The sequence below is a fragment of the Flavobacterium sp. GW823-FHT06G12 genome, from assembly GCF_058794775.1.
Window position 1 is genome coordinate 331160 of the sequence record NZ_JBXAHE010000004.1, and the last position, 14753, is coordinate 345912.

The following is a 14753-nucleotide window of genomic DNA, read 5'->3' on the forward strand; positions in this document are numbered from 1 at the left end:
ACTATCACTCAGTACGATAATGGAGCTAATAAGTAATTTAGAGCTTTTTCAGACCGTTTTTAATTCTGCACCTAATGGAATTGCAGTTTTAAAATCTTTGTACGATAATAAAGACAAAGTCGAAGATTTTTCAATATTGTTGTTTAATTCTTGTATTATAAACTGGATCGATAATAAAGACTACAAAGGCAAAAGATTCAGTACAGTTTTCTCTAAAATAGAAGGAACCAATATTTTGGAGCAATTTATTGAAACGACAGAAACTGGCATTGCAGCCAATTTTGAGCAATGGTACGGCGATGAAAATGGAAAACAATGTTTCGGATTTACTGTTGTAAAACAAGACGAAATGTTAGTCGTGACAATGGAAGATGTTACCGAAAAGAAGCATGCCGAAACTGCTCTGAATAATGCATTGATTGATGCAGAAAAACAAAAAAGACTTTATGATTCTATATTAAATGGGACACCAGATTTGGTTTATGTATTTGATCGCGATTATAAGTTTGCCTATGCAAACAAAGCTTTGTTGAGCATGTGGGGAAAAACGGCAGAAGACTCTATTGGACGCGGTTTAATTGAAAATGGTTACGAAGATTGGCATGCCGAAATGCACGAAAAAGAAATAGATACTGTGATTTCTGAGAGAAAACCAATTCGAGGAACGGTTTCTTTTCCTCATGCTGAATTGGGAAGAAGAATTTACGATTATATTTTTGTTCCTGTTTTTAATGAAAAAGGAGAAGTAGAGTTTGTCGCAGGAACTACAAGGGATATTACAGAAAGCAAACAAGCTGAAGAAAAATTGCAGCAAAGTGAGAATCGTTTCCGTAAAATGATTCATCAAACACCGGCACCAACGTTAGTGTTGCGAGGCGATAATCTTGTAATTGAGCAAATCAATAAGCATATGTTGCAAATGATTGGTCGCGGAGAAGAAATTATCGGAATGCGCTTGATTGATGTCTTGCCAGAACTGGAAGGACAATATGTTTGGGAACAGGTTTTAAAGGTTTACAACGAAGGAATTCCTTTTGACCAAAGTGAAGTTTTGGTTCCGCATAATCGAACAGGAGAATTAAAAGACTATTATTATAACTTGGCTTATCGTCCGTTAATTGAAGATGGAGAAATAACAGGAATGATTCAAGTAGCGGTTGAGGTTACACAACAAGTTGTGGCGCGCCAAAAAATGGAAGAAAGCGAAAGCCGTTTTCGAGCTTTAGTCAACGCATCATCAGACTTGGTTTATCGAATGGATGCCGATTGGATGATTATGCAAAATTTGGAAGGAGAAGGAGGCTTGTCTAATTCGGGAGAACGTGGTATCAATTGGTTGGATAAGTTTATTCATACTACAGATTTGCGACAAGCCGTTGACCTTATTTCTAAATCGATTGTCGAAAAATCCATTTTTGAAATGGAACATAAAGCAGTTAATGAGGACGATTCTGTTAGATGGGTTTTTTCAAGAGTAGTTCCGATATTAGACGATCAAGAAAAAATTATCGAATGGTTTGGAGCATCAAGTGATATTACTTCGCAGAAAGAACTTCAAAACGTTATCACAGAAAGCGAAGAAAAGTTTAGACAGCTTGCAGATCTTATTCCTCAAATTATTTGGACAGCAGATCCAGATGGTTTTGTCGATTACTACAACAGTCGCTGGTACGAATATACAGGTTTTGAAGAACATGAATTTGGAGATTCGAGCTGGATTTCAAAATTGCATCCCGATGATGTGTATTTGGTTTCTAAAAGATGGTACGAAAGTGTTCGTGCAGAATTTCCTTATCAGATAGAGTTTCGCTTAAGAAATGCAAATACAGGCGAATACCGCTGGTTTTTAAGTAAAGCGCTTCCTATTAGAGATAAAGAAGGGGTGCTTACTAATTGGTTTGGAACTTGTACCGATATTCATGAACAAAAGTCTACGACCGAAAAACTAGAAATTCTAGTAGCAGATCGTACAAAAGAATTACAGCGTTCTAATGAAGATTTACAGCAGTTTGCTCACGTTGCTTCGCACGATTTAAAAGAGCCTGTTCGAAAAATAAAGACTTTTTTGAGCCGCTTAGAAGAGCATATGGAAGAGCAGTTAGACGAATCTTCATCAAAATATATTGAACGAATTCATGTTGCAGCAGATCGTATGTTTAATATGATTGATGGTGTTCTTGCGTATTCTAAAATGAATGCCGATTCGCAAAAAACAACAATAGTCGATTTAAACGAAGTGATTAAAAACATAGAAAATGATCTTGAAATTGCGCTTCAGGAAGCAAATGGCAAAATTTATTTTGAAGAGCTTCCAGTTATAGAAGGAGCTTCGGTATTGCTATATCAGCTGTTTTATAATCTAATTAATAATTCTATTAAATTCGCCCAAGAAAACATTCCGCCTCAAATTAATATTACAGCAACAGAACAAATTGAAGCAGGTAATAAAGTGGCCATAATTACGGTAGAGGATAACGGAATTGGTTTTGACCTTGATCAAACAGGGCGCATTTTTGAAACTTTTACGCGATTAAATTCTAAGGATCGATACGAAGGCACAGGTCTAGGTTTGTCACTTTGCAAAAAAATAGCCGAACGTCATGGCGGAAGCATTACTGCAACAGGAATTTCTAATAAAGGAGCTATTTTTATTATTACCTTGCCGTTTGTACAAAAAGCAAAAGACATTTAATTATGGGAGAAAATATGATTTTATTAGCTGATGATGATAAGGACGATGCAGAAATGTTCTGTGAAGCATTGGCGGAGATAGATGAAAGTATTGTTTGCCATTGTTCTGAAAATGGAAGCGGAGTGCTAAAATTGTTGAAAGCTCAAGATAAAGTGCCAGTCGTAGTTTTCTTAGATTTAAATATGCCGATTATGAATGGCTGGGAATGTTTAAAACAATTAAAGGCAGAGGAACATTATAAAGACATTCCTGTAATAATGATTTCGACTTCGTCATATAAAAATGACATGGATGCCGCTGCCAATTTGGGTGCTGTCTGTTATTTTGTGAAACCCAATAATTTCAATGATCTAAAACAAGTGTTGGGATTAATTACTTCAAACCTCAAAAACGGACTGAAAGAAGGTCTTTCTAGCCTTGAAAAAAATAAATATTTGCACGTTTTTCTTCCAGAATAAATAATGTTTTTTCTCTTTTGAGAGTAAAACGTATGAATTTCTTTTATAAAAAATGCCGTTCCTAAATAATGTTTTTCCAATTTAATGCTTTGATTTTCATGTGTTTGAAATTTGTAAAAGTATTTTTTAAATAAAAAAATAAAAAAATCATCTTTTAAACTTGACTAATTAGATAGAATTAATATATATTTGTATCGCAGAAAAGTTATATAATGATACTTATCCAGAAAGACTGAGGGAATAGGCCCAATGAAGTCTTAGCAACCTGTTGCCGAATAAGGTGCTAAATCCTTCCGCCGTGTGCGGGTAGATAAGAAAGATTTCTTCAGTAAATCTGTTTAAGATCATCCATACTAAAAATTTTTATTACAATGAAAGCAGAATCAATATTATATGCCGGTTATGAACTTTTGAATTCAATTTTTGAAGAAAATAGCTTTGCTTTTTTCTGAATTCTAAAACAGTAATCTTTTCCAGATTTCTTTTATAAAATAACAATAGCGCTGATGGCTTTAGGCATTGGCACAAAATTCTTTTGTCTAATCTTAAAACACTAAAAATAAAATGAAAAAAATACTACTAGGTTTTGCTTTGTTTCTTGGAGCGCTTCAAACTCAAGCTCAGGAAAGCAATTTACAATTGAAAGGAACTGTTGTCGACACAGTGGCACAATATGTTTACCTGCAGAAGTTTCACAATAAAATGTTTACGACTATTGATTCTGCAAAAGTAAAAGACGGAAATTTTAGTTTTAAAACGAAAGTAAAAACGCCAGAATTATACGGTCTAAGCGTCAATACAGAAAGTTCGCCATTGTATATTTTTCTTGAAAAAGATCCGATAACAGTAAAACTAAGTCCGAAGAAGTATTATACGGCTTCTGTGGTTGAAGGTTCGGCTTCTCAAGATTTGTTTGAAACCTATAAAAAGACCAAAGATGTTGAAATTAGTAAATTCATTACAGAACATCCAAAATCTATTGTTTCGGCTTATGTATTATATAGAAACTGGTCGTATAGATTAACACCAGAGCAAATTACTCAAAATATTGCTTTACTAGATAAAAGCCTTCAGAATATCACTTACGTGAAAGAACTAAAAGAACTGGTTACCGTATTAGACGGATTGGCGGTTGGTAAAAAAGCCCCAGATTTTACTGCCAAAGATCCTGATGGAAAGCCAGTTCGCCTTTATGATAATTTAAAAGGCTACACTTTGGTTGATTTTTGGGCTTCGTGGTGCGGTCCATGCCGAAAAGAGAATCCAAATATTGTATCGGCTTACAAAGAATTTCATGATAAAGGATTCAATATTGTAGCAATTTCATTAGATAAAAAGAAAGAAAACTGGATTAAAGGAATTCAAGACGATAATTTGACATGGACACATGTTTCTGACTTGCTTTTCTGGAACAGTGCTGTTGCCAAATTATATGGTGTAAGAGCAATTCCGGGTAATTATTTAGTGGATTCAAAAGGAATAATCGTTGCCAAAAACCTGCACGGAGAAGAATTGCAGTCTACATTAAAAGCGCTTTTGGAGAATAAAATTTGATTCTAAAAAAAGCACAACAAAAAATACAATTAGTTAATTTAAAATGATAAGGATATGAATGCTATTGAGCCAACAACAAAACCAACAGAATCGGAGTGTCACTTCTCTAAGTTTAGAGAAAATACAGTAGGAATTGAGCATACTTTTGAATCGGTTTACGGAGAACAAAATCTAGTTTATGCAGACTGGGTTGCGAGTGGAAGATTATACACTCCGATCGAAGATATAATGCTCAATAAAATTGGTCCAATGATAGCCAATACGCATTCATTTTCTAGTCAGACAGGAAAAACGTCTACTTATGCATATCAGCACGCTAGAGAAATTATTAAAAAAGCGGTTAATGCCAGCGAATCAGATGTTTTAGTTACAACAGGAAGCGGAATGACGGCTGCTTTATCTAAACTGCAGCGTATTATCGGAGTGCGAAAAAACTACGAATTGGAAACAGATAAACCAGTTGTTTTTATCACGCATATGGAACATCATTCCAATCAGGTTCCGTGGTATGAAATTAATGCAGATGTTGTAATTCTTTCGCCAGATGAAAACAATCTGGTTGATCCAAAAGTTCTTTCAGATGAAATTAAAAAATATGCCGATCGAAGCTTAAAAATAGGTTCGTTTACGGCTTGTTCGAATGTTACCGGAATTATTACGCCCTATCACGAATTGGCCAAAATTATGCATCAAAATGGCGGACTTTGTTTTGTAGATTTTGCAGCTTCTGCACCATATGTCAAAATCAATATGCATCCAAAAGATCCAGAAGAACAATTGGATGCGATTTTCTTTTCGCCTCATAAATTTTTAGGCGGACCTGGAACTTGCGGTATTTTGGTTTTCAATGAAAAATTATACCAATCCGATTTTCCTGATAATCCAGGTGGAGGCAACGTAAAATGGACTAATCCTTTAGGGAAATATTGTTACAGCGATGTTATAGAAGTTAGAGAAGATGGTGGAACTCCAGGTTTTCTGCAAGTTATTAGAACTGCTTTGGCTTTAGAATTAAAAGAGCAGATGGGAGTGGAAAATATTAAAAATAGAGAAAAAGAATTGCTCGATCTCTGTTTTTCTAGACTACAAAAAATTCCCGGATTATCTATTCTAGGAGATTTAACAACAGAAAGAATTGGCTGTGTTTCTTTTGTAATCGAAGATATTCACTACAATTTGATTGTAAGGCTTTTAAATGATCGTTTCGGGATTCAGGTTCGCGGGGGCTGGTCTTGCGCCAGTACTTATGCGCATTATCTCTTCAATATCAATGAAAAGAAATCGGCTGAAATTACCAATGAATTATTGCAGCGAAATCAGACCAATAAACCAGGTTGGGTTCGTTTATCCTTGCATCCCATTACGACCAATGAAGAACTTTTTTATATCTGTGACGCAATTGAAAAAGTAGCGTTGAATTATAAAAAATGGAAAAAAGATTACGAATACAATTCGGTTTCAAACGAATTTGAAAATCCCAAAATAAAAGATAATATAGAAAAAGAGGTAAAAGATTGGTTTAAGTTAGATTAGTTAGTAGTAGTCCTAACAGGTTTTCAGAACCTGTTAGGTTTTACCCATAGAAAGATAGATTTTTCTATTTTGTAAAAAGACTTAGAAATAAACTAGTTTCTCAAATCGCTATGTTTTTGAACAACTGAAACGTATTTATAGATAAAACTATCTTTCTATGTGTTTAAAATTTATTTACTAATCGATTCGATAATTTTTTCTCTATGCGCCAATCCCCAATTGACTAAGGTTTCGGTAACAGGAAGCACCGATTTGCCATATTCGGTAATGGCATAAACGACAGTCGCTGGTTTGGTATTTTGTTCAGATCTGGTAATGAGTAAATTGGTCTCCAATTCTTTGAGTTCTTTGCTGAGCATTTTAGCCGAAATACCATCAATTTCACGTTGCATTTTTTTAAAATGAATCACCTGATGCGTTCTGTTGGTTAAAAACCTTAGAATCATCAATTTCCATTTACCGCCCAAAACATCAAGACTGTCACGCATTGCCATAAGTTCTTCAGAACAATTGGCTTCGCGAAGCACTCCATTATCGTTAATTTTTGCCATACTAGTATCTATTTGGTAACCGGTTACCTTGGGTTAACCCATAACAAAAATAAAGCATTACGGCGATACTTTTGTAAACTAAAATGATAAAAATGAAAGCAATTGTATTACAGGAAAACCGAGAATTTAAGCTGGAAACAGTAGCAATTCCACAACCTGAACCACATCAGATTCAGGTAAAAATTATGGCTTCAGGATTTAATCCGATTGATTATCAAATGACCGAAAACGGCTCGGAAAGAAAGCTAATACATTCGCCAATTTTAGGAAGAGAATTTTCGGGTATAATTACAGCAATTGGCGCTGAGGTTACGGAATTTAAAATTGGAGATGCTATTTTTTGCGGTTCTGGAAGTATGGGGTCAAATGGTACTTATGCAGAATATATTTGTGTTCCAGAAGGAATTGCAGTAAAGAAACCTCAGGATATTTCTTTTGAAGAGGCGGCAGGAATTCCATCAGCTGGACTTACGGCTTTGCAGTCTTTTAAGAGAATTAATGTTGCATTAACCGATTCGATACTGATTACAGGTGCGGCTGGAGGAGTAGGAAACGTTTTTATTAAACTGCTTATCGCTAAAGGTTTTACCAATTTTGTGGTAACAGCTGGAAACGAAGAAAGTATAAAATCTTTATTAAATCTTGGAGTCAGACCAGAACAAGTTATCAATTACAGAAAAGAAGCAATTTACGAAGCGGCTTTTGTTTTAAATGGAAATAAAAAATTTGATATAGCAGTAGATTTAGTTGGAAATAATGTTGCTGAAATAGCCGCAAAACTTTTAAAAATAAACGGAAAGTATATTGATGTTACGAACTTTTCTACTGCAGAATCGCGCGGTATACTTTTTTCGAAAGGAGCTACAATTCATAATATTTCAAACTATGCGTATGGAATTGAAAAGCAATACGATTACTATAAAAAAGGATTGTCAGAATTGAATTATTTAGTGGAGAATGAAATAATTACAGCTCCCCATATTGATGTAATAGGAGGATTGAGCAAAGAAACGGTAGATAAAGCGCTTAAGATTTTGAGAGAAAACAAAACCGGTGGCAGAAAATTAATAATGAAGATTAATTAGATGAAAACAATACCAAGAAGAATCGTAACTGGTTTACGAGACGGAAAATCGATTATAGAACAAGATGAAATTGTGACCAATGTATCGGAACATTTTCCGGGTTTGATTATTTCGGATATCTGGTCAACAGATTCGACACCAGCAAAATTTGAAGAAAAAGTTATTGAGAATACGGCTTTTCCAAACACACCCAAAAACGGAAGCTATTTTCGTTACGTCCAGATTCCACCCGATAAAGATTTAGGCATTATAGTCACAGAAGGACAACCGCATCCTTTGATGCATCAGACCGATACTTTAGATTATATTATCATAATTTCTGGTGAAATTTATCTAATTGTTGATGAAGAGGAAACTTTATTGAGAGCTGGAGATATCGTAATTCAGAGAGGAACCAATCACGCTTGGAGCAATCGCTCAGACTCTCCTTGTATTCAATTGGCAGTTTTGCTAGATGCTGCAAAAGCTGAAAAATAGAATTATACGCCGAAAACTATATTTTGATTTATTTGTAAAAAGCAATAATCTACTTGATTATTGCTTTTTTTTTGTCTTTGGATAGACTTAAAAAAGTTTCAAAATGGTTTCATCTTATAAAATGAAACCATTTTAAATTTTTGTATTTAAAGTATTGATTATTAATTATCTATATTTAATTCAAAAAAATAACTGCCTTAAAAAAAGCAAATTTCTAAGCCTGTACTACTTTAAAAACAGGTGAATTTGCAAGTTTATCTGAAATGTTTGCTAAATAATATTGATTACGAATTCCCAAAAAAAGCAAAATTAAATCAATATAATCGAATGAGTTATTGGCAATTTAGAGCTCCAAATATAAAACATTTGGTTCTAGTTTTATTGTGCTGCGGTTCTAACTTAAGTTTTGCACAGCAAGATACCGTTAGCCTCGCTTCTGCAAAAAAAATAAGGCTCGACGAAGCAATTTTATTAGGCATTAAAAATAACCGGCAATTAAAACTGGCAAATGCTGATTTGGCTATTGCTAACGAAAATGTTGGTCAGGCTAAAATTGCAAAAATGCCAAGGATAAACTTAAACGGCGGATACAATTATATTGGCGATCCTAAATTGTATAACGGATTTTATGAAAGCCAAGTTACTGTAGATTATTACAATCATCAGGCATTTGCCAATGTTGTTTCTTCACTCCCAATTTACGCAGGAAATGCTCTTAATACTAGAATTAATCAGCAGGAATTAATTACCCAAATGCAGCAATCTGCTGTGAGAATGACCGAAGCTGATGTTAAAAACGCCATAACAGAGCAATATTTTACACTCGAAAAACTATACCGTCAGATTGAGGTTACAAAACAAAATATTATAAATACCGATATCCGAATCAATCAATTAAAATCGCGTGTAAAGAATGGCCAGAACTTGACGAGTGATCTTTTAAGAACCGAATTACAGCAGTCTAACTTTAAGGTTTCGGTCTTTAGAAGTACCAATACCATCGAATTAATCAGCAATTATCTTGATATATTGATTGGTTTTCCAAATAACACCATTCTGAAACCAGAAGTGGCAGAAAGCATGATTCCGACAGAAAATATGAATTTGCAGCAAAGTTTAGAAGAAGCTTTTGCTAACCGCGAAGAGATAAAACGGGCGGCCGTAAAAATCAAATTATCAGAATCATCATTGAGTTTAACCAAAAGCGGATTTAAACCTAATTTAAATGCAAATCTTATTCTAAATACAGAATATCCAGCACAATGGCCCAATTATGTTAATCTACTTAATTATTGGGCAGCAGGACTTTCTTTAAATTGGGATATTTCTAGTTTTTACAACTTAAAACATCGCATAAGCGGAGACAAATTGGAAATTGACAAAAGCAATTTAGCTCTAGAAGTGACCAAAGATCAGATTTCTACAGAAGTTAAAAATGCTTATGTGAGATATGCAGAAAGCAAAGAAAACATCAAAACCTATAAGAAAGATGTAGAATTGTCTATGAGCAATTATAAAATTGTAAAAAGCCGATACGACAATGATTTTGCTTTAATAAGTGAGATTGTAGATGCCGAATTACAATTAAACAACTCTCGTATTTCGTTGGTAAATGCCAATTTAGATTTGATTATTCAATACTATTCACTTCAGTACGCAATGGGCAAACTTTAATTTATCTTGTTATGAGCGAAGCAGATATACAAAATAGCGCAATTCAGAAAAGCGAAAAAAGAAGAAACAGAGTTCTTACGATTTTGTCTTTTGTTTTTTTAATAACAGGAGGGTTGTGGATTTTAAGCCTATTCTTCGATTTCAGTTCTTACGAAACTACAAATAATGCTCAGGTCGAAGCTTATATGAACAATATTGTGGCTCGCGCTACGGGACATATTAAAGAAATAAAATTTGAATCCAATCAGTTGGTGCATAAGGGAGATACTTTGGTTGTTTTAGACGATGAAGAATACCTCATTAAAGTTAGACAAGCCGATGCAGATTTGGCTATAGCCGAAGGAAATCTACATTCGTTACAACAAAATATTACGACTTCAGTTTCTAATCAGGCTTCGGGAAAAGAAAAATTAGCAGGAGATTTGGCGAGTTTAGAAAAAGCCCAAAAAGATTATCAGCGCTTTAAAAATATGTATGCAGATTCGGCTGTAACACGAAATCAGTACGATCAGGTTATTTCCAAATTAAAATCGGAAGAAGCTTATGTTAAAGCAGGAAGAAAAGGCTTAGATGCAAGTAGTTCTATGACTAAACAAAGTTCGATTAATCTGGAAGCTGCTACAGCAACTGTTGCTAGAAAGAAAGCCGATTTGGATGCGGCCAAACTTCAGTTGTCTTATACGGCAATTATCTCGCCAGCAGATGGTTTTATTGGCGAAAGAAATTTGTCTATTGGCGAATTAATTAATGCCAATCAAACTATTGCCACCATGGTGCTGAGTGAAAAACTATGGATTTCTGCGAATTTTAAAGAAACTCAAATCGAAAAAATAAAGCAAGGTCAAGAAGTTACTATTACAATCGATGCTCTGGACGGAAAAGAATTTAAAGGAAAAGTAATGGGTTTTTCGCCAGCAACAGGAGCCAAATTCTCGATGGTAGAACCAGATAATTCGACCGGAAATTTTGTAAAAATCACGCAGCGTATTCCCGTTAAAATTGAATTTGAAGTTTCGTCTAAAGAGCTTCAAGATGTAAGACCAGGAATGAATGTTACAGTTAAAGTAAAAAAGTAAAAGATGTTTGCAGGAAAAAAAAGGAGCCTTTTTACACTGACAGGATTGTATATCCTGACGATTCCTTTTTTTAACGGATTGAATGTAACGACTTATGATAATTCGCAGCTATTAGGACATTTTGCACCTTCTACTACAGCTTTTAGTTACGCCGTTTATATTCCCATTTTTGCCATGCTAGCTTTTTTGCCTTTAGGATTAAAATTAGGAAAACAAATTAAAGTGCGTACCATGATTTTATCGGTTTCATTTTTATCACTTTTATTTAATACTGCTTCATTGTTTGCGCCAACTATTGCGTGGTTTGTTTTATGTCGTGCTCTTTTAGCAATTGTTTCCATAATCGGAATATTTGCTTCTATGGTGCCTATTTTGTTAAAATACAATCCAGCGTTAAATATGGCTTTGATGTATGGCATTTTTCAGTTTATACAAAAAGGGAGTCAGCATTTGTATCAATATTTAGGAGCAAATTTTGTAAGTTTTCATAACTGGACATTTGGAGTTTATTTCTTAAATCTCAATTTTTTAATCTGTATTATTCTGGCTTGGTATTTTTACAAAGCTGATGTTGCACCTCTTAAAACCAAATTTCAATTTGATTGGAGAGGTTGGATTATTATGATTTTATTCTTTGCGATTATTCTTTTTTTGTGTGCTGAAGGACAAACGAGAAATTGGCTTAACGACCCTAAAATAACTCTCGCTTTTGCATTTTTATTTATTACTGTGGGCATTTATCTGCTTCACGTTCGATTTACGCCAGAACCTTTAATTAATCCTGATGTTTACAAATTTAAAAATGTAATTGTAGGTGCTTTAATGATGTTTTATATCGGGATAATGAACGGAACAGGAAGCGTAGTTACAGGTTATATGACCAATGTTTTAGGATTTGATTCTGTTCTTGGGGCAGTAACACATCTTTCATTGCTGATCGGATTATGCATTTCGATTCCGCTTTCGACTTATCTTTTATACAAACGAATTTATTTGGCCACAATTTGGATAATTGGTTTTGCTTGTTATGGAATTTATCATATTACGCTCTACTTTAGGTTCTATCCAGGAATCGATGCCTCTGATTTTTATCTGCCCTTAATTTTTAAAGGGGTAGGAATGGGATTTATTTTTCCTGTTTCGTTACTCTATATTTCAGAAGGAGTTCCACCGCAGCTAAGCACTTCACGGATGATGACAGGAATTATAGCTCAAGCCATTTTTGCTTCTTTATTGGGCGGTGCTATTTTGGGAACCTTTATTTCAAAAATGAATGTACAGCATAAAACGGGCTTAAGTCAACAGTTAAGTGCAATAAACAAGCAAGCAGAAAGCCAGCTAGAAAATTCAAAAAAGAAATTTTTATTCCTAGGATTATCTGATGCTGAGGCGCAGAAAAAAGCAGAAAAAAGTCTTTCTAACCAAACTTCGCAAGCTTCTATTTTGCTGGCTTACAAAGATATTTATCTCGTCATGTCGGCAATTTGTTTTCTGCCCATTTTTATTATTCTGATTTTCAAACTTTGGCGCAGACCAATAGGAAGAGTAGAAGTAGAACCAATACCAATTTGAGCATGAAGAAACTAAATGAAGAAGCAAGAGGTGAGATTTTAGAAAAAGCAACTAATTAAGCATTGATTTATATTATGATAGCAAAGAAAGATCGTTTTTTATACCGCTTTTGGACCAAAGAAAAGGGACTTAGCGGCATGCTGATACTTTTGTGTATTATGCATTTTATTGCTATTCCGTTTTTTGGGAGTAAATCTCATTTTATGGTGGCTGTCAATATATTTTGGATGCTGTTTCTTTTTGCGGGAATTGTGGCATTATCAAAACATAGAAAGCAAGCCATAAGTATTTCAATAATCCCTATTCTGTTTCTTATTATACAATGGATTAATTACTTAAATCATAATGTCTTTATTTTATTTGCCGATCTTATTTTTTCGGTTGCTATTATGCTTCTTTTAATCTCTTTGGTTTTAGTAAAAGTTTTAGAGCCAGGTCCTGTAACCAATTATCGCATCATAGGATCTATTGTAGTCTATATGCTTTTAGTTCACTTTTGGTCGGTGCTTTATTTATTTGTTTATAACCATATCGAAGGTTCTTTTCAGATTGCAGAGTCAAAATTTGCAAGCAATAGCGACCAAGCTATTTTTATGTATTTCAGCTACATCAGTATGACTTCAACAGGTTTTGGAGAAATAGTTCCTCTTCATCCGTTGGCACGCTCTTTAGTTCAAATAGAAGTTCTTACAGGCGTTTTATATCCTGTTATCTTAATTGGAAGACTGGTTTCTGATGCTAATTTCTCTATTAATAAGACTGGAAGTAAAGAAGAATCAAAAGGCAAGAACCAAGATTAGAGTATTAATAAGAAAGAAGTTAGAAAAGAGATTTATGGAGAGAAATCATTTACCATTAACAATTCACAATTTACAACTCATAATTACCATTCACCATTAAAAAATATAACCATGAAAACAACAACTAATTCGAATAAGAGAAAAGAACTCTTTGATACTATTTTGCAGTTATTTTTCATTTTTCTCCTTGTAGGATTTTGTCTTAAATTGCTGCTACCTTTTTTTATGCCAATTCTCTGGGCTGTAATCCTGTCTGTGGTATTTTATCCTTTGTTTAATTCGTTGCAGAAAATTCTGAAAGGACGTAAAGCATTGGCTTCAGTTGTCATTACTATTTTGATTATCGCTATAATGATATTGCCTTTAATTTATTTCCTAAAAGCGGCAACGGGAAATTTCTTAGAATTGAAAGATAGTTTTGATGCAGGAACGCTAAAAATTACGCCACCCGGAGCTTCTATAAAAGAGTGGCCAATAATAGGAAAACCACTTTACGAATTTTTACTTTCAATGTCGACAGATTTGGAACAGGGAGTTATTAAATACCAAGACCAGATAAAAGAATTAACTTCTAAAATTATGGCTAGTATTTTGAGTTCTGGTGCTGCTTTTCTTCAGTTTATTCTATCTATTATTATTGCAGGTATTTTACTAGTATCGCCAGGTGGAAAAGCTTTTTTTATGAAATTCCTTAAAAAAATTGCTGGAAATGAGGCTGAAGAGATTATGACAATTTCGGTTTCTACAATTTATCAAGTCGTGAAAGGAATTTTGGGAGTTGCGGTTATTCAAACTATTATTCAGGCGATTGGATTGTTTTGTGCTGATATTCCGTATGCAGGAATTTTGACTTTGATTTGTCTTATATTTTCTATTTTACAGATTGGACCAATTATTATTAATATTGGAGTTATCATTTATCTTTTCTCAACAGGAGATTCTGGTTATGCCATTTTTTGGACGGTATTTTTCATCATCAGCGGATTATCAGATAATGTCTTAAAACCGCTCTTATTAGGAAAAGGTGCGCTTGTGCCAATGCTTGTTATTTTTCTTGGTGTAATTGGTGGTTTTATCATGTCGGGTTTTATCGGGTTGTTTGTAGGACCAATTGTATTTTCAATAGGTTACAAACTTTTTGTTGCTTGGTTAGACGACAATATAGAGCCTGTTGAAGAACCAGCAGAAGATATTGAGATTGTTTAATTGTTAGATGTTAGATGTGAAATGAAAGATGCGAGTATCATTTTACACTTCACATCTCACATCTCACATCCCACA

Annotated in this window: 12 protein-coding genes and 1 riboswitch; of the genes, 11 read left to right on the top strand and 1 reads right to left on the bottom strand. The window is 34.1% G+C overall.

Features of this window, described 5'->3' with window-relative positions; translation table 11 throughout:
* Positions 1 to 19 precede the first annotated feature (19 nt).
* The 4 genes from AC1Q5Z_RS17025 (at position 20) to AC1Q5Z_RS17040 (ending at position 6237) form a co-directional block, all read left to right on the top strand.
* A complete protein-coding gene (locus AC1Q5Z_RS17025; protein ID WP_492446052.1) occupies positions 20 to 2692 on the top strand; it encodes a PAS domain-containing sensor histidine kinase in 2673 nt (890 codons plus the stop codon).
* 2 nt (positions 2693 to 2694) lie between these two features.
* Positions 2695 to 3150: a response regulator gene (locus AC1Q5Z_RS17030; RefSeq protein ID WP_492446053.1), complete on the top strand. Its 456-nt coding sequence runs from the start codon at positions 2695 to 2697 to the stop codon at positions 3148 to 3150.
* Positions 3151 to 3366: 216 nt separating this feature from the next.
* Positions 3367 to 3467: riboswitch (SAM riboswitch) on the top strand.
* A gap of 247 nt (positions 3468 to 3714) precedes the next feature.
* Positions 3715 to 4704 carry a redoxin domain-containing protein gene (locus tag AC1Q5Z_RS17035; RefSeq protein ID WP_343585478.1) on the top strand — a complete coding sequence of 330 codons (990 nt, stop codon included), beginning with the start codon at positions 3715 to 3717 and terminating at the stop codon, positions 4702 to 4704.
* A gap of 54 nt (positions 4705 to 4758) precedes the next feature.
* Positions 4759 to 6237, top strand: coding sequence for an aminotransferase class V-fold PLP-dependent enzyme (locus AC1Q5Z_RS17040; protein ID WP_492446055.1), 1479 nt, complete (start codon positions 4759 to 4761; stop codon positions 6235 to 6237).
* 170 nt (positions 6238 to 6407) lie between these two features.
* On the opposite strand, the gene AC1Q5Z_RS17045 is transcribed toward AC1Q5Z_RS17040, so the two are convergent.
* Positions 6408 to 6788, bottom strand: coding sequence for a winged helix-turn-helix transcriptional regulator (locus AC1Q5Z_RS17045; RefSeq protein ID WP_198856530.1), 381 nt, complete (start codon positions 6786 to 6788; stop codon positions 6408 to 6410).
* Positions 6789 to 6880: 92 nt separating this feature from the next.
* Here AC1Q5Z_RS17045 and AC1Q5Z_RS17050 point away from each other — a divergent pair, with 92 nt between their 5' ends.
* The 7 genes from AC1Q5Z_RS17050 (at position 6881) to AC1Q5Z_RS17080 (ending at position 14678) form a co-directional block, all read left to right on the top strand.
* A complete protein-coding gene (locus AC1Q5Z_RS17050) occupies positions 6881 to 7873 on the top strand; it encodes an NADP-dependent oxidoreductase (RefSeq protein ID WP_492446056.1) in 993 nt (330 codons plus the stop codon).
* Positions 7874 to 8350, top strand: a complete 477-nt coding sequence (locus AC1Q5Z_RS17055) for a cupin domain-containing protein (RefSeq protein WP_492446057.1) — start codon at positions 7874 to 7876, stop codon at positions 8348 to 8350. It begins immediately after the preceding gene.
* Positions 8351 to 8677: 327 nt separating this feature from the next.
* On the top strand, positions 8678 to 10024 hold the full coding sequence (locus AC1Q5Z_RS17060; RefSeq protein ID WP_492446058.1) for a TolC family protein: 1347 nt from the start codon (positions 8678 to 8680) through the stop codon (positions 10022 to 10024).
* A gap of 11 nt (positions 10025 to 10035) precedes the next feature.
* Positions 10036 to 11100, top strand: coding sequence for an HlyD family secretion protein (locus AC1Q5Z_RS17065; RefSeq protein WP_343585492.1), 1065 nt, complete (start codon positions 10036 to 10038; stop codon positions 11098 to 11100).
* 3 nt (positions 11101 to 11103) lie between these two features.
* A complete protein-coding gene (locus AC1Q5Z_RS17070; protein WP_343585495.1) occupies positions 11104 to 12672 on the top strand; it encodes an MFS transporter in 1569 nt (522 codons plus the stop codon).
* Positions 12673 to 12746: 74 nt separating this feature from the next.
* Positions 12747 to 13472: an ion channel gene (locus tag AC1Q5Z_RS17075; RefSeq protein WP_492446061.1), complete on the top strand. Its 726-nt coding sequence runs from the start codon at positions 12747 to 12749 to the stop codon at positions 13470 to 13472.
* Positions 13473 to 13583: 111 nt separating this feature from the next.
* Positions 13584 to 14678, top strand: coding sequence for an AI-2E family transporter (locus AC1Q5Z_RS17080; protein ID WP_198856523.1), 1095 nt, complete (start codon positions 13584 to 13586; stop codon positions 14676 to 14678).
* The last annotated feature ends 75 nt before the right edge of the window (positions 14679 to 14753 follow it).